The sequence below is a fragment of the Thiogranum sp. genome (assembly GCF_058323355.1).
The window spans coordinates 1-19505 of sequence record NZ_JBTTIO010000098.1 but is presented as its reverse complement, the minus strand read 5'-3'; the positions used below and the strand labels follow the sequence as shown (position 1 = coordinate 19505).

Annotated in this window: 19 protein-coding genes; 9 read left to right on the top strand and 10 right to left on the bottom strand. The window is 57.6% G+C overall.

The genetic code is table 11. From position 1 onward, the window contains the following. The coding region (locus ACW81B_RS12765; protein ID WP_491580604.1) for a dihydroorotate dehydrogenase at window positions 1-750 on the bottom strand (750 nt) is incomplete at its 3' end. 51 nt (window positions 751-801) lie between these two features. Between ACW81B_RS12765 and trmL the strand changes: the two genes are divergently transcribed. Next, complete coding sequence (trmL, locus tag ACW81B_RS12760) at window positions 802-1266, top strand: tRNA (uridine(34)/cytosine(34)/5-carboxymethylaminomethyluridine(34)-2'-O)-methyltransferase TrmL (RefSeq protein WP_491580603.1); 465 nt, start codon at window positions 802-804, stop codon at window positions 1264-1266. Window positions 1267-1321: 55 nt separating this feature from the next. Here the strand turns inward: trmL and ACW81B_RS12755 are convergent, their stop codons facing one another. From ACW81B_RS12755 to ACW81B_RS12730, 6 genes are all read right to left on the bottom strand, one after another. Beyond that, window positions 1322-4546 carry an efflux RND transporter permease subunit gene (locus ACW81B_RS12755; protein ID WP_491580602.1) on the bottom strand — a complete coding sequence of 1075 codons (3225 nt, stop codon included), beginning with the start codon at window positions 4544-4546 and terminating at the stop codon, window positions 1322-1324. Next, window positions 4539-5615 carry an efflux RND transporter periplasmic adaptor subunit gene (locus tag ACW81B_RS12750; protein WP_491580601.1) on the bottom strand — a complete coding sequence of 359 codons (1077 nt, stop codon included), beginning with the start codon at window positions 5613-5615 and terminating at the stop codon, window positions 4539-4541. Before ACW81B_RS12750 ends, ACW81B_RS12755 begins: the two co-directional genes overlap by 8 nt. Before the next feature lie 143 nt (window positions 5616-5758). After that, entirely contained in the window at window positions 5759-6772 is a 1014-nt protein-coding gene (locus ACW81B_RS12745; protein ID WP_491580600.1) for an NAD(P)H-dependent glycerol-3-phosphate dehydrogenase, read from the bottom strand. Between the two features lie 15 nt (window positions 6773-6787). Beyond that, window positions 6788-7267, bottom strand: a complete 480-nt coding sequence (gene secB, locus ACW81B_RS12740; RefSeq protein ID WP_491580599.1) for a protein-export chaperone SecB — start codon at window positions 7265-7267, stop codon at window positions 6788-6790. A 61-nt stretch (window positions 7268-7328) separates the two neighbouring features. Continuing rightward, window positions 7329-7760, bottom strand: coding sequence for a rhodanese-like domain-containing protein (locus ACW81B_RS12735; RefSeq protein WP_491580598.1), 432 nt, complete (start codon window positions 7758-7760; stop codon window positions 7329-7331). 40 nt (window positions 7761-7800) lie between these two features. After that, window positions 7801-8121, bottom strand: coding sequence for an ArsR/SmtB family transcription factor (locus ACW81B_RS12730; RefSeq protein WP_491580605.1), 321 nt, complete (start codon window positions 8119-8121; stop codon window positions 7801-7803). Window positions 8122-8351: 230 nt separating this feature from the next. On the opposite strand from ACW81B_RS12730, the gene gpmI reads away from it, so the two are divergent. The 6 genes from gpmI to ACW81B_RS12700 all read left to right on the top strand — a co-directional run bounded on the left by gpmI (window position 8352) and on the right by ACW81B_RS12700 (window position 14924). Further along, window positions 8352-9941, top strand: coding sequence for a 2,3-bisphosphoglycerate-independent phosphoglycerate mutase (gene gpmI, locus ACW81B_RS12725; RefSeq protein WP_491580597.1), 1590 nt, complete (start codon window positions 8352-8354; stop codon window positions 9939-9941). 41 nt (window positions 9942-9982) lie between these two features. Then, entirely contained in the window at window positions 9983-11140 is a 1158-nt protein-coding gene (locus ACW81B_RS12720; protein ID WP_491580596.1) for a murein hydrolase activator EnvC family protein, read from the top strand. A 130-nt stretch (window positions 11141-11270) separates the two neighbouring features. Then, window positions 11271-12590: a S41 family peptidase gene (locus ACW81B_RS12715; protein ID WP_491580595.1), complete on the top strand. Its 1320-nt coding sequence runs from the start codon at window positions 11271-11273 to the stop codon at window positions 12588-12590. 74 nt (window positions 12591-12664) lie between these two features. Beyond that, window positions 12665-13414: a divergent polysaccharide deacetylase family protein gene (locus ACW81B_RS12710; protein WP_491580594.1), complete on the top strand. Its 750-nt coding sequence runs from the start codon at window positions 12665-12667 to the stop codon at window positions 13412-13414. Continuing rightward, window positions 13354-13899, top strand: coding sequence for a DJ-1 family glyoxalase III (locus tag ACW81B_RS12705; RefSeq protein ID WP_491580593.1), 546 nt, complete (start codon window positions 13354-13356; stop codon window positions 13897-13899). The genes ACW81B_RS12710 and ACW81B_RS12705 overlap by 61 nt, the downstream gene beginning before the upstream one ends. Before the next feature lie 23 nt (window positions 13900-13922). Next, entirely contained in the window at window positions 13923-14924 is a 1002-nt protein-coding gene (locus ACW81B_RS12700; protein WP_491580592.1) for a TIGR00341 family protein, read from the top strand. A gap of 478 nt (window positions 14925-15402) precedes the next feature. On the opposite strand, the gene ubiB is transcribed toward ACW81B_RS12700, so the two are convergent. The 3 genes from ubiB to ubiE are packed head-to-tail and all read right to left on the bottom strand — an operon-like array spanning window position 15403 to window position 18417. Further along, on the bottom strand, window positions 15403-17052 hold the full coding sequence (gene ubiB, locus ACW81B_RS12695) for a ubiquinone biosynthesis regulatory protein kinase UbiB (RefSeq protein WP_491580591.1): 1650 nt from the start codon (window positions 17050-17052) through the stop codon (window positions 15403-15405). Continuing rightward, window positions 17049-17666 carry a ubiquinone biosynthesis accessory factor UbiJ gene (locus tag ACW81B_RS12690; RefSeq protein WP_491580590.1) on the bottom strand — a complete coding sequence of 206 codons (618 nt, stop codon included), beginning with the start codon at window positions 17664-17666 and terminating at the stop codon, window positions 17049-17051. Before ACW81B_RS12690 ends, ubiB begins: the two co-directional genes overlap by 4 nt. Window positions 17667-17673: 7 nt before the next feature. Further along, entirely contained in the window at window positions 17674-18417 is a 744-nt protein-coding gene (ubiE, locus tag ACW81B_RS12685; RefSeq protein WP_491580589.1) for a bifunctional demethylmenaquinone methyltransferase/2-methoxy-6-polyprenyl-1,4-benzoquinol methylase UbiE, read from the bottom strand. A gap of 85 nt (window positions 18418-18502) precedes the next feature. Between ubiE and ACW81B_RS12680 the strand changes: the two genes are divergently transcribed. Both ACW81B_RS12680 and ACW81B_RS12675 read left to right on the top strand, forming a co-directional pair. Further along, window positions 18503-18745: a tetratricopeptide repeat protein gene (locus ACW81B_RS12680; protein ID WP_491580588.1), complete on the top strand. Its 243-nt coding sequence runs from the start codon at window positions 18503-18505 to the stop codon at window positions 18743-18745. A 30-nt stretch (window positions 18746-18775) separates the two neighbouring features. Then, window positions 18776-19505, top strand: a 730-nt coding sequence (locus ACW81B_RS12675; protein ID WP_491580587.1) for an SEL1-like repeat protein, incomplete at its 3' end; no start/stop codon positions are given.

Genomic DNA, 19505 nt, shown 5'->3' with positions numbered 1-19505 from the left:
CTGGCCGATGATGGGAATGCCGTGGTCGCGACAGACCTGGTAGACCTGGTGCACCTTGAGCAGGGCCACCGGCTTGATGGCCGGGCCCGACAGCCCGCCCTGGTTGTTGCCGATCACCGGGCTGCGCGACTCGATGTCGATGGCCATGCCCATCAGGGTGTTGATAACGGCAAACGCATCACTGCCTGCCTCGATGCAGCGGCGCGCATTGTTGGCAATGTCGGTCTGGTTGGGCGACAGCTTGGTGATCAGCGGTTTGTTGGTGGCCTTACGGCAGGCTTCCACTACCCGGGCGGACATGTCCGGGTCATTGCCGAAGGCCACGCCACCCTCCTTCACGTTGGGACAGGAGATGTTGATTTCGATGGCGTCGATCGGGGAATCGTCAAAGCGCCGGGTGACTTCGTGGTATTCCTCCACGCTGGAACCCGACACATTGGCGATAAAGCGCGTTTCCTCAAAATCCAGTTGAGGCAGGATGTTGTCAACCACATGGTCTGCCCCGGGGTTTTGCAGGCCGATGGCGTTGAGCATACCCGCCGGTGTTTCATAGACGCGGTGCGGCGCATTGCCCGGTCGTGGCTCAAGCGTGGTGCCCTTCAGGCAGATGGCGCCGACATCGCGATTGGAAAATCCCCGAACCCGTGTATATTCCTCGCCAAAACCCACACAGCCGGACAGCAGCACCAGTGGTGAGTTGAGGGTCAGACCGCAGAAATCGACGGCGAGTGGATTGGCTGTCTGGTTCATGGAGCGGTATTTGACCTGAAGCGCCGGTGAAAGAAAAGCGGATTAAACCTGATGTTTCATATTGTACTCTACCAGCCGGAGATTCCACCCAACACCGGCAACGTGATGCGCCTGTGTGCGAATACCGGTTGCCGGTTGCACCTGATACGGCCGCTGGGTTTTGAACTGGAAGATCGCAAACTGCGCCGTGCGGGACTGGATTATCGTGAATGGGCCAGTGTTCAGGTGCATGACACACTGGAAGATTTCCTCACTGAAATCCGGCCGAAGCATCTGTATGCGGTTTCGACACGCGGCAAACAACACTATTGTGATGTGTCCTATCAACCCGATGATGCACTGCTGTTCGGGCCGGAAACCCGTGGCCTGCCGGATGCTTTACTCGAATCTTCGCGGCTCGGCGCGGTGATCCGCCTGCCGATGGTCGCGCAGAGTCGCAGTCTCAACCTGTCCAACACGGTCGCCGTACTGGTGTACGAGGCCTGGCGGCAGCAGCGATTTTCGGGAGCAGACTGATTACGGCGTGTTCCGCCGTGCCGGTCTGCGCAGGCATGACGAATTCCTGAAGTTTTTATTGTTGTGTCTTCAGTCGACCTTGTCGTTTGCGCATCAAGGCGTAGTACATCACCGGAATGACCACCAGTGTGAGTACGGTAGAGACCAGCAGGCCGAATATCAGCGCGATGGCCAGGCCGCGGAAAATCGGGTCATCGAGAATAAACAGTGCCCCCAGTATGGCCGCCAGGCCAGTGAGGATAATCGGTTTGGCGCGAATGGCGCCGGCACGGATAACCGCTTCCTCGAAGTCGACACCCCTGGCGACTTCATCGTTGATGAAGTCCACCAGCAGGATAGAGTTGCGCACAATAATTCCAGCCAGCGCGATCATACCAATCATCGAGGTGGCCGTGAACTGCGCGCCAAGCAAGGCATGCCCCGGCATAACGCCGATAATGGTGAGCGGGATGGGTGCCATGATGACCAGCGGTGTCAGGTAGGAGCGGAACTGTGCGACCACCAGCAGATAAATCAGGATCAGTCCCACCGAGTAGGCGATGCCCATATCACGGAAGGTTTCGTAGGTGATCTGCCACTCGCCGTCCCACTTCAGGCTGTAGCGGTAGGGATTATCCGGCTGCTGAATGAGAGACTGCCTCACAGGCTCGCCGTTGGCGCTAAGCGTTTCACCGATGGCCTTGTGCAGTGCGGCCATGCCATACAGCGGGCTGTCCAGTTCGCCAGCCATGTCTCCGGTGACAAACACCAGTGGCAGATGATCCTTGCGGTAGATGGAACGTTCAATGGATGACATCTCCAGTGAAACCAGCTCCGACAGGGCGACCAGCGCGTTGTCACGGCCGCGAACCCTGATGCTGAGTATCTTGTCGAGATCGGTTTTTTCCGATACGGGGAGTTCCAGACGAATCGCGATCGGGTAACGGGCATTGGGGTCGTGCAGGTAGCTGATATCCTCGCCGTCGAGTACGGTTGCCAGTGCCTGAACCACGGTGGCCTGGTCTACGCCAAGCTGTGCGGCGCGGCTGCGGTTCACGCGTACGATCCTGCGTGGTGCAGGCTGCTCGACGCTGTCATCGATATCAACAATGTCGGGTGTCTGCCCGAATACGTTACGGATTTTTTGTGCGATTTCGATTTGTCCCTGGTAATCCGGGCCGTAGATTTCTGCAACCAGTGGAGACAGAACCGGCGGGCCGGGAGGGACTTCAACAATTTTCACCACCGCGCCATAGCGTTTCCCGATGGCCTGCAGCGGGTTGCGCACGCTGCGTGCAATATCATGACTTTTGCGTTCACGGTGTGACTTGTCGACCAGGTTGACCTGGATATCACCGACTGCAGCGCCTTTGCGCAGGTAGTACTGGCGAACCAGGCCGTTGAAGTTGATTGGCGCCGCGGTTCCTGCGTAGATCTGGTAGTTTTCCACTTCCGCTACGCCGGCCAGGTAGTCGGCCAGTTCGGTCAGTACGCGGTTGGTCTGTTCCAGCGATGTCCCCTCCGGCATATCGACAACCACCTGAAACTCGGATTTATTATCGAACGGGAGCATTTTCAGCACGACCAGCTTTACTCCAGCCAGTCCCACCGAGAACAGGATCAAAACCAGTATCACGGCAAGCATGAGGAAGCGCGCCCGCCGCCCCTTGTCAGCGGACAGGAAAGGTGTCAGCAAAGCCCGGAAAGTGGCGAGTAAACGTGAGTCACCGGCTTCGTCGTTGTTCTGCGTATGGGCTGTTGTGCGCAGCATTTTCAGTGACATCCACGGTGTGACAACCAGCGCGACAGCCAGTGAAATCAGCATGCCCATGCTGGCGTTGATCGGGATCGGGCTCATGTAAGGCCCCATCAGACCGGTGACAAACGCCATCGGCAACAGTGCGGCAATGACGGTAAAGGTCGCAAGAATCGTCGGTCCGCCGACTTCGTCTACGGCAACCGGTATCGCCTGCACCAGCTTGAGTTTGCCCATCTGCATATGGCGGTGGATGTTTTCCACCACCACCACCGCATCATCAACCAGGATACCGATAGAAAAAATCAGTGCGAACAGCGATACCCGGTTGAGGGTAAAGCCCCATGCCCAGGAAGCAAACAGGGTTATGGCCAGGGTAATAATCACCGCGCTGCCGACAATGATGGCTTCGCGCCAGCCCAGGCTGAAGATAACCAGCAGTACCACCGAAGCGGTGGCAAAAATGAGTTTTTTGATCAGCGTCTGCGCTTTCTGGTCGGCGGTGACGCCGTAGTTACGCGTGACGGTAACATTGATACCCTGCGGGATAAAAATACCTTTCAGTGCGTCCAGCCGGGCGATGACCTGGTCGGCAATTTCTACGGCATTGGTGCCCGGCTGCTTGGCAATCGCCAGTGTTACAGCAGGGTGCTCCCCCGACACAACGCCGCGACTGGACGCGACGCCGTGACCGAACCAGACATACTGCCGGGGCTGCTCAGGCCCGTGTCGAACCTCGGCAACATCACGCAGATAAACCGGTTTCCCGGCGTGCAGACCGATAACCAGGCCGGCTATGCTTTCTGCATCACCCAGCAGTTGACCGGCCTTGACCTGTATTTCCCGGTTGTCCCTGACCAGTGTGCCGACCTCGGCGGACTGGTTGGCTTGCCGCAGTGCTTCGCGAAGTGCATCCAGCGTCATTCCGTAACCGGCAAGACGTTGTGGGTCGAGGAGGATGCCAACAACCGGTGCCGGTCCGCCTACCGTGTAGATATTCCGGGTGCCCGGTACACGTTTAAATTCGGTTTCCAGTGTGTGGGCAACGTGCCTGAGGTCGGCGGCTGCCCGCCCGGGGTCTTCCGTCCATAGCGTCAGTGTCACAATGGGCACATCGTCGATACCCTTGGGTTTGACCAGTGGCTGACCGACACCAAGGTTGGCAGGCAACCAGTCCTGGTTGGAATACAGGGCGTTGTAGAGGCGCACGATCGCCTCGGTACGCGGCTCCCCTACCAGGAATTCAACGCTCAGGATGGAAAGACCCGGGCGTGAGACAGAATAAATGTGTTTAACGCCCTCGATTTCAGCCAGCACCTGCTCGGCTGAACTGGTGACCAGTTTTTCTACCTCTCGTGCCGATGCGCCGGGGAACGGGATGAAAACGTTGGCGAAGGTAACGTTGATTTGCGGTTCTTCCTCACGCGGCGTTACCGCAAGCGCGAACAGCCCGAGCAGTACGCCCAGCAGCGCCAGCAGCGGCGTGATTTCGGTTTGCAGAAAACGGCGTGCGATGGCGCCCGAGAACCCGAACTGTTCACTCATGGGCTGTGGCGTTTACCTGTTGTTTGAGAAGAATGCCGGCTGCCACCGGGTCCAGCGCAATCGACTCACCTTCCTCCAGTCCGGCCAGCACAACACGCAGGTTACCCGCTGCAGCGCGGCCGATGCGCAGTTGGCGAAAGTGCACCCGTCCATCGCTGTTGACGACATACACACCGGTCACTTCACTGCGGTGCACCACGGCCGAGTCAGGGATGAGCAGCGCGGGTTGCCGGTCGACCAGAAACGCTACCTTGACCAGCAGGCCCGGGTACATACCATGTTGACCGTCGGGCAATTGCACGCGGGCCGTAAAGGTGTGACTGAGTGGGTCGGCAAAAGGAAACAGCGTGATGCCCGTACTGTCCAGCCACTCGCGACTGCCGGGAATCTGCACGCGGGCCTGCAGCTTGTCACGGATACGGTCGGCATAGAACGCCGGAATGGCAACCTGGACACGCAGTTTTTCCAGCGACAGGCCGGTTGCCAGTGGCGTGCCGACACGGGCATGTTCACCAATTTCAACCAGCCGCTTGATCATGACACCGGCGAACGGCGCGCGAATCCGCGTGTATTCCCATTGTTCGCGGGCCTGTGCCAGCTTTGCCTGTGCCAGCTCCAGTCCTGCGCGTGCGGACTTGAGTGTGGTTTCCGCGTTATCCAGTGCTGCCTTGCCAAGGACTTTCTTTTTGTACAGTTGCTGTTTGCGCCGGTAGTCGGATTCGGCTTCGGTTAGCTGTGCCCGTGCCCGCGCCTCATTGGCAACAGCCTGGTCCAGCAGCGCTTTCTGGCGTTTGTCATCCAGGCGCACAATGAGTGCGCCTTTCGGGACATAGTCGTTCACATCAAATGGCAGTTCCACGACTTCGCCCGCTGTCTGGGCCGAGATGGTGGAATGGTGCACGGCTTCAACCCGTCCATCGAAGTATTGCTCGTTCGGCAATAACCGGTAACCCGCCAGTGTGGTCTCGAGTGTCGGCGATGCAGCGAATGACGGCAGCGATACCAGCAGCAGGATCAGGCCGGGGACAGCCGTATTCAGTGTGAGCGGGATAAACGACAGGACAGACACCTTGCACCTCGTAGATGGTCGACGGTTGTCTATTATCTGCCTTGTGCGATAAATCGCAATGCACGACAAGCCACTATTTGCCGGGCGGGAGCGCCAGGTTCTGAAGGGGGGTATCACGAATGGCAGACGAAGCGGTGTCGGCCTTACAGTAATTCCGCTTTGGCTTCCCGGTTCAGCAGGGCCTGCACGGCAGATGCCGGAGGTGCATTGTCATACAGAACGGCTTTCACCTGGGCGGTAATCGGCATATCGACCTGGTGTTCGGCAGCCAGTGCATCAAGTGCTTTTGCCGTTTCCAGGCCTTCTATCGCCTGCCCGATTTCATCTATTGCCAGCGCCAGTGTTTTGCCCCGCCCCAGTGCCAGTCCCAGCCGCCGGTTACGGGACAGGTCATCGGTACAGGTCAGCACCAGGTCCCCTACCCCGGCCAGCCCCATAAAGGTTTCGCGTCGTCCGCCAAGTTTGTCGCCCAGTCGCATGATCTCCGCAAGTCCACGGGTGATCAGGGCTGCGCGGGCATTGGCGCCATAGCCAAGGCCATCGGATATCCCGGCCGCGATGGCCAGCACATTCTTTACTGAGCCACCGAGTTCCACGCCTGGCAGATCGTTACTGGTGTAGGCGCGAAACGTCGGACAATGAAATAATTCAGCCACAATTTCCGCGTAGGCCGTATCCGGCGAGGCGACGGTGACGGCTGTTGGCAAGCCGCGTGCGACCTCCAGCGCAAAGCTGGGCCCGGACAGGGCCGCGTAGGTGGGGTGACCGGGCATTTCTTCCTCGACGACCTGGTGCAGAAACTTGCCGGTTCCGGGTTCAAGGCCCTTGCTGGCCCAGATCAATTTGCCTGGCGTTTCCTGTAGGGCGGACAGTTTCTTCAGGGCGGCACGAAAACCTCCGCTCGGCACGACGATGAGTACAAAGTCTGTGTTCGTGAGCGTGTCCCGCAGGTCGGCAAGCGGTGTTACACGATCCGGCAGGGGAATCCCGGGCAGATGTCGTTCGTTGGCACGCGCCTTGTTTAATGCCGCTATGTGTGAGGCGTCACGATCCCACAGCCTGACGGAAAGGCCATTACGCGCCAGCAGCATGGCCAGTGCCGTGCCCCAGGAGCCGGCACCCAGAACGGCGATAGCAGCGTGGGAAGGTTTGGGCATTTCTACGGCAGCAAGTTAACTGGCTTGCGTAGTTTCAGCCGGGGTATTGGCCTGACCGGCATTCTGTGCATACAGGGCATCAAAATTAATGGGAGCAAGCAGGAGTTGCGGGAAGCCACCCTTGGTTACGAGATCCGAGATTGCTTCACGGGCAAAGGGGAATAATGTGTTCGGGCAGTAGGCACCAAGCATAGGGCCTTTTTGCGTGTCGTCAAAGTTCTTGAGTGTGAACACACCGGCCTGCTGGACTTCTGCAAGGAAGCCGGTTTTGTCGCCCTGCTTCGCCGTAACGGTGACATTCAGCACAACCTCGTACACATCAGTGTCAACTTCTGACACCCGGGTGTTGATCTGCATGTTAATTTCCGGTTTCCAGTCTTCCGTGAATACTTGCGGTGCATTTGGAACCTCGAAGGAAACATCCTTGAGATAAATACGCAGAATGGAGAACTGGGGCTCTTCCTGAGAGGCCGCGGTATTGTTGTCTTCAGTCATAATGGATCGTTCCGGTTGTGCTGTGTCAAGTGCCCGGTACACGGGGTGCCGGGATCAAAGGCTAATTTTTATTTACCGGCAGATTGGCGCGCTGCCAGGCCATCATGCCGCCGTCCAGATTGTACACGCTTTCAAAATCGTGTTTTGCGAGAATATTGCCGGCTGCCACGGAGCGATTACCGGACCGGCAGCAGACGATGATCGGCCTGTCCCGGTATTTTTCCAGTTCGGACACGCGTTCCGCCAGTTGCTTCAGGGGGATATGAACAGCGTCCTGTATGTGGCCACTACGGTATTCGCTGTCCTCGCGGATATCCAGGAAAAGGGCATTTTCGCGGTTGTTAAGCTGGATGGCCTCAATGGGTCCAACGGATTTCATGCCGCTGAAACGGCGGCCAAGCTCAAGGAATAAAAACAGGCCGAGGGTGCCGAGGAAGGCAAGGACAAGTACCGGATGATTACCGGAAAACTCTACTAATCGTGCAAAATCCACCGTAATAAGTCCCGGAAAATTGTCAGGAGCCCGCCGGAAATCAGCTGGAGGCGTTAGCGCTGCAGAAAACTTCGCGCATCATGCCGATCAATCGCAGTGTGCGCGAGTCACCAACCCGGTAGTAGACGCGGTTGGCGTCCTTGCGCGAGGTCAGAATACCCTTGTCGCGAAGAATGGCCAGATGCTGGGAGATATTGCTCTGCGAGGTTCCGACATGTTCGACAATATCCTGCACGCTGACTTCCTGGTCGCCCAGTGTACATAGAATCTTCAGCCGCAGCGGGTGTGACATGGCCTTGAGAGAGCGTGATGCGCGATCAATGTCCTCGTCGCGGGTAATAAGGGTTTCGCTGGAAGTCATCGCCATGTCCGGATTCACCTGCCCTGCCTCGTCATTAAAGCGGAAACAGATGTGCCGGAAAGCGCGTCTGCCCCTGCCCTTTATAATCAAAACATTATACAATAATACACCTGATTATAAAGCCGTAATTTCCATGCACAGGTTTTGTCTGCATGGCAGCTTTCCTTATTTATCGTTAGAATAGATCTAATCACCTGTTTAAGATCCCACATGCGCAGACACTGAAGGTCATGTCAAAAACTCCCAAGCCGGCCGTACTGATTATTCTCGATGGATGGGGATACAGCGAAGATACGGATTACAATGCCATCTATACCGCAAATACACCGGTCTGGGACCGGATGTGGGCCGAATATCCCCATAGCTTCATACGCACGTCGGGTGCATCGGTCGGGTTGCCGGGCGAGCAGATGGGTAACTCGGAAGTCGGGCACCTGAACCTGGGGGCGGGCCGTGTTGTTTACCAGGAGTTCACGCGCGTCAGTCGCTCGATCAAAACGGGATCCTTTTTCAACAATGCCACGCTGACCGATGCCGCCGATGTCGCCATCAGGACCGGCAAGGCGCTGCACGTGCTGGGCCTGTTATCGCCCGGTGGTGTGCACAGCCACGAAGAACATATTCACGCCATGGTCAGGCTGGCCGTTGAGCGAGGCGTAGAGAAGGTTTACCTGCACGCTTTTCTCGATGGACGCGATACACCGCCACGCAGTGCCGCGGCGTCTATCCAGGCCATGGAAGACCGCTTCCGTGAATATGGCGGCGGACGTTTTGCCTCGATCATCGGTCGCTACTATGCCATGGACCGTGACCACCGCTGGCCACGTATCCAGGCAGCCTATGACCTGATCACACAGGGTAAGGCGGAATTCGAGGCCGAGGATGCCATTACCGGTCTGGAAATGGCCTATGCGCGCGAGGAAAGCGACGAGTTCGTCAAGGCCACACGGATCGTTCCAAAGGGTGACAAGCCGGTTCGGGTTGAGGACGGAGATGTTATGGTGTTCATGAACTACCGTTCCGATCGTGCCCGGCAGATTACACGCCCGTTTATCGAAAGCGATTTCGATGGTTTCGAGCGCGAGCTTGTGCCGAAACTGGCGCGTTTCGTCAGCCTGACAGAATACAACTCCAGGTTTGATGTGCCCGTGGCCTTCCCCGCAGAACGGCTGAAAAATGTGTTTGGTGAATTTGCTTCACACCATGGTCTGCGCCAGCTGCGGCTCGCCGAGACGGAGAAATACGCACACGTCACCTTCTTTTTCAATGGTGGTGTGGAAGAGCCTTTCGAAGGAGAAGAGCGCATCCTGGTGCCTTCGCCGCTGGTGGACACCTACGACCTGCAGCCGGAGATGAATGCACCGAAGCTGACTGACCAGCTGGTCGAGGCCATCGAGAGCAGCGACTATGATGCCATTATCTGTAACTATGCCAATCCGGACATGGTGGGCCATACCGGCAACATGGAGGCGGCTGTCAAGGCCATAGAAGCCATTGACCAGAGCCTGGGGCGAGTGTTGGCAGCCCTGCAGTCGGTCGGTGCTGAAATGCTGATTACCGCGGATCACGGCAATGCCGAGCAGATGCGCGACAGGGAAACCGGCCAGCCACACACGGCACACACATCCAATGTCGTACCGTTAATTTATGTGGGTCGTCCGGCCCGGCTCAGTGATGGCGCCCTGTCCGATATCGTACCGAGCCTCATCGACATGCTGGGCCTGCAGCCACCAGCGGAAATGACCGGCCGCTCATTGATCGAGTGGCAGCCCGCGGATGAAGCGGACAAGCTGGTGGCGGGCGCGGAGACCGAAGTCTGATCCTGCCCGGTCACACGCGTGGCCACTGGGCGCCATGGTTCGTGTGGCTGTTTGTTGCCGTCGCCGTGGCAGGGTTTTCTGCCTCAGTCCGCGCCGAACAGGATGCAACAGCGAAAGTACATGAGCTTGGCGAGCTGCGTACACGCATTCACGACTTGCAGCAGCGGCTTGTCGCCAGGCGTAAACAGAAAACCCGCGAAGAACGGGCGCTACGCGATATAGATCGCGACATCAGTACGACACAAAAAGCACTGGAACGAACGGAAAGCCGCCTGCAATCGGTGCGCGGGCAGTTGCTCACATTGCAGCGTCGGCAGAAAAGCGAAGCCCGCCGACTTGACACACAAAGGCAGCAACTGATGCGCGAAGCGCGCAGTGCCTATGTCATGGGCCGCCAGAAACAGGTCAAACTGTTGTTAAACCAGGAACAGCCGGATGCAGTCGGGCGGATGCTGACCTACTTTGGCTACTTTTCCCGTGCCCGCGCGGAAAAGATTGATGCCATGAAGACTTCGCTGCAGCGCCTTCAGGCCCTGCAGGTGGATATCGGGGAGAAGACACGGACCCTGTCGGCATTGCGTAACAGCCAGCGAGACCGTGTAGCCCGCCTTGCAGAGCAGAAATCCTTGCGGGCCAGTGCCGTGGCGGCCCTCAGACAGCAGCTGGCTAAACAGGGTGGTGCCCTGAAGCAGCTTCAGGCTGACGAACGGCGTCTGCAGGAACTGGTGCATTCGTTACAGGAACTGCTTGCCGATATTCCTTCCGACGTGGCACAAAACAAACCCTTCAATGCCCTGAAAGGAACATTGAGGTGGCCGGCGCGCGGGACGCTGAGCGCACGTTTTGGTGCGCCACGCGGCAACAGCGGGCTGACCTGGCAGGGCGTAATGATCGCGGCACCGGAGGGTGGCAAGGTACGTGCGGTTGCGCAGGGTCGGGTGGCCTTTGCCGACTGGATGCGGGGTTTCGGTTTATTACTGATTATCGATCACGGCGACGGCTACATGAGCTTATACGGGCATAATCAGGCCCTCTATAAGGAAGTTGGCGAATGGGTCGATAGTGGGGAAGTGGTTGCAACACTGGGCGCCAGTGGCGGTCAGACACAGTCCGGGCTGTATTTTGAGTTGCGGCACCGCGGGCGCCCGGTCAATCCGCGCAAATGGTGTCGCGGAAAACCCTCCCGTAGCGCCGGTTAGTGGCGCAGATTTGGCAATAAGCCACTCTGCTATGGTATGGTCAGCACTGTTTTAAAGCCAACTCCTTGTAAGGCTTTATATATTATTTTAATTTCGAGGTGACAGTGACGTCACCAGGTCAGGTTTGTAAATGAGTGTAAAACGACAAAATATTTTTCTGGTGCTGATCGGGCTTACCATCGGCGTATCCCTCTCGATCGGTCAGGGTGTTTTCGCAGAACGCGAGGTGCCGGCAGCGGTACGCGGTCTGCCGGTCGACGAACTGCGCACCTTTACCGATGTTTTTGGTCGCATCAAGAATGACTATGTCGAAGACGTCGATGATAGCGAGTTGCTGGAAAATGCCATCCGCGGCATGCTTTCCGGCCTCGACCCGCACTCATCCTACCTTGATCGCGAACAGTTCAAGGAATTACAGGTTGGCACCACCGGTGAATTCGGCGGACTGGGTATCGAAGTCGGCATGGAAGACGGTTTCGTCAAGGTTATCGCTCCTATCGATGACACCCCGGCGCAACGTGCCGGCGTCAAGGCCGGTGACCTGATCATTCGCCTTGATGACACCCCGGTGAAAGGCCTGACACTGAATGAAGCCGTAAAGATCATGCGCGGCAAGCCCGGCTCAGTTCTCAAACTTACCATCGTGCGTGAAGGTGTCGAGAAGCCACTGAAGATCGAAATCAGGCGCGACATCATCAAGGTCAGGAGCGTCAAGAAACGTATGCTCGAAGAGGGTTTTGGTTATGTGCGTATTTCGCAGTTCCAGTCCAAGACCGCAGACAACATGGTGACGGCGATCGAGGAACTGAAAAAGCAGGCGGGTGGTTCGCTGAAAGGCATGGTACTGGACCTGCGTAACAACCCCGGTGGTGTCCTGAACGGTGCCGTTGCGGTGTCCGACGCGTTTCTCAAGAAGGGGCTGATTGTATACACCGAAGGTCGGGTCAATGATTCACGCTTGCGTTTCAATGCTACACCGGACGATATTCTCGACAACTCTCCGCTGGTTGTGCTGGTCAATCAGGGATCGGCGTCTGCTTCGGAAATTGTTTCCGGTGCGCTCCAGGATCACAGTCGCGCCATCATTGTTGGCACGCAGACCTTCGGTAAGGGTTCCGTGCAGACGATTCTGCCGTTAAGCAATGGTACGGCAGTGAAGCTGACCACGGCACGTTACTTCACGCCTTCCGGTCGATCCATTCAGGCCGAGGGTATCAAGCCGGATATCGAACTCGACCAGGTGCGTATATCGGCCATCGAGCGTACCTTTGACCCGATCAAGGAAGCGGATTTGTCCGGCCACCTGTCAAATGGCAATGGTAAAAAGGCAGCACAGGGCAAAAAGAAGAAAGACGGAAAAAAAGAATCCCTGGCACAGACCGACTATCAACTCTACGAGGCACTGAATTTACTCAAGGGCCTCGCCATACAGCGGGAACATATGCCATGACAAAAACAACCGGCCTCTGGCCGGTTCTTTTTGCAGTGATATTTTTTACGGGATCTGTCCGGGCGCAACCCCCTGTGGCCCCGCAAGCCGTGATTGGTATCATTATTGATGATATGGGTAAGCGGCAAGAGACCGGAAACCGTGTGCTTGCCCTGCCCGGCCCGGTAGCCTGCGCATTTTTGCCGCGCGCAAAACATACCCGCGAACTTGCTGACAAGGCCAACCGCCGTGGCCGTGAGGTGTTGCTGCACCTTCCCATGGACAGCGTCGATGGCCGACCGCTGGACGATGGCGCGGTGACGCTGGAAATGACCGAAACCGAGTTTGTCGGCACCGTGCTGGACAACCTGCGGCGCGTACCACACGCCATCGGCGTGAACAACCACATGGGCAGCCTGCTGACCCGCCACCCGGGACACATGCGCTGGTTAATGGAGGCCATGCGCCGTCAGGGACCACTGTTTTTCGTAGACAGTCGCACGACCAGGGCCACCGTGGCCCTGCAGGTGGCGGAGGAAAACGGTGTGCCGGGCATAAGGCGCAATGTCTTTCTCGATAACAGCCTTGATAAAAAGGACATAGCCTTTCAGTTCGACAGGCTGGTAGCATTGGCCCGTGAACAGGGCACTGCGCTGGCGATCGGACACCCCTACCCGCAAACGCTGGCAGTACTGGAGCAACGCCTCCCGCAACTGGCACGACAGGGTGTGCGGCTGGTGACGGTGCGGGAGCTGATTGACCAACAACAGGAGGGTGAAAAGACATGGCAAGCGTACTGGTCCCCCTCGCACAGGGATGCGAAGAACTCGAAGCCGTCACTGTAGTTGATTTGATGCGGCGTGCCGGCATTGAGGTTGTGACGGCCGGCCTCGACGAGCAACCGGTAAAGGCATCGCGCGGAATCGTCCTGGTTCCGGATACCACACTCGATGAAGCATTGAAACATGACTACGACATGGTTGTGTTGCCGGGTGGTTTGCCCGGTGCGGATTACCTCGATAATGATCCACGTATTCACGCCCTGCTCAAGCACATGGCAGCGTCCGGCCGTTATACCGCAGCCATCTGTGCGGCGCCCAGGGTGCTGGCGCGCGGCGGTTTGCTCGAAGGCCGGCAAGTGACCAGCTATCCGGGGATGCTCGATGATGTCAGTGGCATTGATTACAGCACCGAGGCCGTGGTCGAGGATGGAACCGTTATTACCTCGCGTGGGCCGGGTACAGCCATGGACTTTGCGCTGACACTGATTGAGCGCCTGGTCGGGAAAGCAAAACGCGATGAGGTAGAAGCTGCATTGCAGCGACCGTAGTCCGAAAACCTTGCAGGAAATCCATGAAACTCATCGAAGTCGTTGCCGATGCCGGCCATCTGGACACCCTGGTTGGCCTGGCGGAACAGTATGGCGCGCTGGATTGCTGGTACAGTCAAACGGTAGAGGACCAGCGTCGCAGTGTGCGCATGCTGGTATCTGATGATGCGCGGCAGACGGTGCTTGATGCCTTGCAGAACCTGCTGGGAACTGCAGAAAATGCCCGTATTATTGTGCAGCCTGTCGAAGCCGTGTTGCCGCGCCCTGCCCCGAAACGTGATGATACAGCCGACAACGGCAGCGCCGCTGTAAAGTCCGGCGGCGGGCTGACGCGCGAAGAGTTATACAACGAGATCGAAAAAGGCGCACGCCTTAATCTCAACTTTCTGATCCTGGTGTTCCTCTCAACCGTGGTAGCAGCGATTGGCCTGCTGGAAGATAACGTGGCTGTCATCGTTGGTGCCATGGTGATTGCTCCCCTGCTCGGCCCGAACATTGCACTGGCATTTGCGGCCACGCTGGGTGACAGGGACCTGTTGCAGGAATCCCTGAAGACCAATCTTGCCGGTGTTGCGCTTGCCCTGTTCCTGTCTTTCCTGATTGGCTGGTTCTGGCAGATCGATGTGCCGGGTCCGGAGATTCTATCCCGCACCACGGTTGGCTTCGATGGCATCGTGCTGGCACTGGCTTCGGGTGCTGCCGCGGTGCTTTCACTGACCAGCGGTGTGGCCAGCGCGCTGGTTGGCGTTATGGTCGCGGTCGCGCTGCTGCCACCCACGGCAGCGCTGGGGATGATGCTGGCTTCCGGGCAGCCTGAGCTGGCGGTCGGTGCAGGGTTGTTGCTGGCAGCCAACATCGTGTGCGTCAACCTGTCAGCCAACCTGGTATTCCTCATCAAGGGCGTACGTCCGCGCACCTGGCTGGAGAAGCGAAAGGCACGTCAGTCCGCGGTCTGGATTGTGCTGTTCTGGCTTATTGCGCTGGTGGTGCTGGTGGCAGCCGTTGATTTGCGACACTTGCTGTGAAGCGCGGTATGGCGCGTATTATCCTGGGCGCCCGTGTCGGAACATGCTGTGAGCGTCGGATATGTTTACGACGGACAGCGCGTGTAAATTTTCCGACATAAGCATGTAACGCATTAATCTATATAGAATATAAGCGCCTTCTGATGCAGCGACGTTGTCGGGATATTTTACGAAAACACGCCTGTATTTTCATGACGTTAGCTAACTCGTTGATTCTCCCCTGAATTTAAAACGGGCACGCTTGTTGCTCAAGGTAATACACAACATAACGTTCAACCCGCTGAAGCGCAGCGTAGTCGGGTAACGCATTGAACACAGTGTTGGAGGAGAAACAACGATAATAAAGCGCGGTCGATTCGGAGGAGTCACACGGCGTAACAAGACAACAACAAGGCTCAACTTACAAAATCAAAAGCTATAAGTAATTAAAGAGCCCGAATTTTAACCCGCCACAAGGCGGGTTTTTTATGCCTGTGGTCTAATCGCTTTCCCAGGCCGCCAGGAACAGCACGGCAGAAATTCCACCGAACACCCAGCTCAGCAAGGGAGCGCCCCCCACCATGGCAGGTGCGTAACCGTCGAGTCCATAGATCAGCGAGGCGCTGATCAGAAAGCCGCTGCCAAGAATGGCGTAGATGGTGCGCTGGCTTGAGCGATGCATCTGTTGACGCAGTTTCTGCAGTTCCGCCGATTCCCATTGCAGCTGCAGCTTGCCTTCGGAAGCCTGTTGCAGTGCTCGGTGGATCAGCACGGGGATTTCCGGCAGGCGTTCGCTCCACTCCGGAAAACTGCGTTTCATGCGTCCGACAAAGGCACGCGCACCGACCTGCTCGCTCATCCAGCGCTCCAGGAAAGGCTTGGCGGTCAGCCACAGGTCGAGGTCGGGGTAGAGTTGCCGACCCAGGCCCTCGATATTGAGCAGGGTTTTTTGCAGCAATACCAGTTGCGGCTGGATCTCCATGTCGAAACGCCGTGCGGTCTGGAACAGTCGCAGCAGTAATTGGCCGAATGAAATTTCTTTCAGCGGCCGTTCGAAAATGGGTTCGCACACCGAGCGTATGGCGGATTCAAATTCATCCACCCGGGTTCCCTTTGGCACCCATTCCGATTCCACGTGCAGCTGGGCCACACGGTAATAGTCGCGGCGGAAGAAGGCCAGGAAGTTTTCCGCCAGGTAGCGCTGGTCGACCGGGCTCAGCGTTCCCATGATGCCAAAGTCCACCGCCATGTACTGTCCCTCGGGAGAGACAAAAATATTGCCGGGGTGCATATCGGCATGAAAAAAGTTGTGCCGGAATACCTGGGTAAAAAAGATTTCCACACCACGTTCCGAAAGGGATTTCATGTCGATACCGGCTTGTCTCAGTGCATCGAGGTCACTGACCGGTATACCGTAGATGCGTTCCATCACCATCACGTTGCGGCGACAGTAGGGCCAGTAGACTTCCGGCACATGCAGCAGGTCGGAGTGTTCGAAATTGCGTCGCAGCTGTGAGGCATTGGCGGCCTCGCGCAGCAGGTCCATTTCCTCGTAGAGCGTTTTCTGGAACTCGGCGACAACCTCACGTGGGCGCAGGCGACGCCCTTCGCTCCAGTAGCGCTCAGCGAGCCCGGCAATGTAGTAAAGCAGACTGACGTCACGGCGTATCACCGGCTCGATGCCGGGGCGCAGCACCTTGACCACGACATCCTCACCGCTGTTGAGTGTGGCAGCATGTACCTGGGCGACGGAGGCGGAAGCCAGCGGCGTAGCATCGAAACGCGAGAAGATTTCCTGAACGGGGCGACCATGCGCCTGTTCGATAATCGTGGTGGCCAGTGCACCGGGGAAGGGTGGCACACGGTCCTGCAGTTTTGCCAGCTCGTCGGCAATGTCGTCCGGCAGCAGATCCTTGCGTGTGGAGAGGATCTGTCCGAATTTGACAAAAATGGGGCCGAGGTCTTCCAGTGTGTGGCGGATACGCACAGCGCGTGGCGTGCCTCTGCTGAGAAGATGCCACGGTGCCAGCCAACGCAGGAAGCGCACCGGCCGGAACAGGTGGGTGGCGAGAATGACCTCATCCAGGCCGTTTCTGACCAGTACCCAGGCAATGTGCAGCAGTCGCAGCAGCTGGCCGGGCCGGATCATAATGCCTGGCCCTGAATTTTCAGCAGGCGTTCCACGCGCGCTGAAAGACGGTCTGTATCGGCGCGAAGCCTGTCCACCTCATCGAGAAATGTATCGATTTCGATACGTGCTGGAAGCAACCGCGCTTCCTCCTGAAGGTACTCGGACAGATCCTGTTGCAGCGTTTCGCCGGTTTCACCGAGCCATTGTTGCCCCTTGCGTACCAGTTCACCGAGCTGGTGGGCGATGGTGTCGCCCGTCAACTTCGACAGTTGTTCTTCCCAGTCCCAGTCGACACGGCCGAGAAGATCCTGGAATGCCTGGCCGGTTTCCGTGTCACCGCTGATTTCGACTGCGCCGTGGAACAGGGCGTCCTCGCGAGCTTCCAGTGCCAGGCGTGCAAATCCGGCCGGTGTGCCGCGAAGCAGGGTATCCGGTTGGCCTTCGTAACGGGTCAACACCTTGATGCCTTCGCTATCAGGCAGAAAATACAGCGTAAGATCCGTGCCCGTCAGGTTTACCGCGATGACCTTGTCCTGCAATGCCGCACAACGTTGCAGCGCATCCGGGTCCTGTTTGAGATACAGGTCGAGCGCGGATTCCAGCGCAGCGGAAAGCAGGGCAGGGGTGCTCATGGGCGTTTTAGTAACGGAACCCGCGGTGCAGGGCGACAATGCCGCCGCTGAGATTGAAGTAGTCGCAATCTTCGAAACCGGCCTGTTCCATCATGTCTTTCAGTGTCTCCTGGTCCGGGTGCATGCGGATCGATTCGGCGAGGTAGCGGTAGCTGTCCTCGTCTTTGGCAATGAGTCTGCCCATCAACGGCAGCAGCTTGAAGGAATAGAGGTCGTACAGCGGCTTGAGGCCGGGTGCGACAGGCCTGGAGAATTCCAGTACCAGTACACGCCCGCCGGGTTTGAGGCAGCGGTACATGGAGGCCAGCGCCTTTTGTTTGTCAGTGACATTGCGCAGGCCGAAGGCCATGGTGATGCAGTCAAAACTTTGCTCAGGGAAAGGCAGGCATTCGGCGTTGGCCTGCACGAATTGCACATTGCCGGTGATGCCCCTGTCGAGCAGGCGCTCACGGCCGACATTGAGCATGGAGGCATTGATGTCGCCGATGACGACCTCACCTGTCGGACCAACCAGTCGCGACAGCCGCGCACCCAGGTCGCCGGTTCCACCGGCCAGGTCGAGAATGCGCTGGCCGGGCCGGGCGCCGGTCTGCTCAATGGCAAAGCGTTTCCACAGGCGGTGGATACCGAATGACATGGCGTCGTTCATCAGGTCATAATTGTCAGCGACCGAGTCAAATACGCCGGTCACCCGGCGTTGTTTTTCCTCGATATCGACCTGTTCGAAACCGAAATGGGTTTTTTCAGACATGACGAATCCGTTTCTGTATCAGGCTGTATTGTAGCCGGAAGGCGGCGCCGCGTCTTCGGTCTGTACAACCGGTTTATTTAAAAGAATGGAGGCCCAGAAAAAGAAGTTTGTCGCCACTCTGGAGCGGGCCGAGTCCGGTAGCGCCGCAGACCAGTACGATCTTGGCATGATGTATCTGAAGGGTCGGGGAACGAAACTGGACGCTGCCAGGGGCCGCCAATGGCTGGAGAAGGCGGTGGCCCAGACACATGAGAAAGCTACAACGCGACTCTCGATCCTGCTTCTCAAGGGCGAGGGTGGTGCGTCTGACTATGGTAGGGCGCGCTAGCTGCTCAATAGCGTCAGTGGACGCAGCGCATTGGCTCAGTACTATCTGGGAGAACTCTACGCGGCGGGTAAAGGTGTGCCTCGTGACTATGAACAGGCCATGAGCTGGTACCGCAAAGCGGCTGACAACGGATTTTACATGGCCGGCGGCAAGATTATTGACATGGAAGAGGAAATCCGCATGCAGGCCCGCCGCAAGGCCAATGCGGAAAGGGTGGCTGCCGAGCGGCAACGTGCACAGGTGGAACAGGATCAGCAACGTATTGCGGTCGAAAAAGCGGCACGCGCCGAGGCTGCCAGAAAAGCCAGTGCCGCAAAGACCCGGGAAGTGCAGAAGAAGAAAACGGTTGCGGCTCGTCCCGCACCGGTAGCCAAAAAGGTCGTTGTGCTTTCACCACTCGAAATACTGGGTAACAAGTTATGGTCGGCACGTACCAGCCCGGTGGAATATCTGCCATCGGCAGTCACCCAATGCGAACTGGATGCGGGTGTGCTGGTTTGTTTCAGTGAAGAGTTGAAACGTGAGAGCGGTAACCAGACGGTACTGTACAAGGTTAAATCTGAAATACGCGAAAACAACGGCGGCTTCTCCATTGCTTACCGCAATCTGGTGCTGGGCGTAGAGGACGCGGACATGCCGGACGGCGAGGACGACGAATCGGGTTATGACGATGAAGTCGACCAGGGTTTTTCAATCCAGACCGGCTGGACGCGTTCGCACCAGGTGGTTTGCCTGCCCGATGGCGGCAAGGCAATGAATT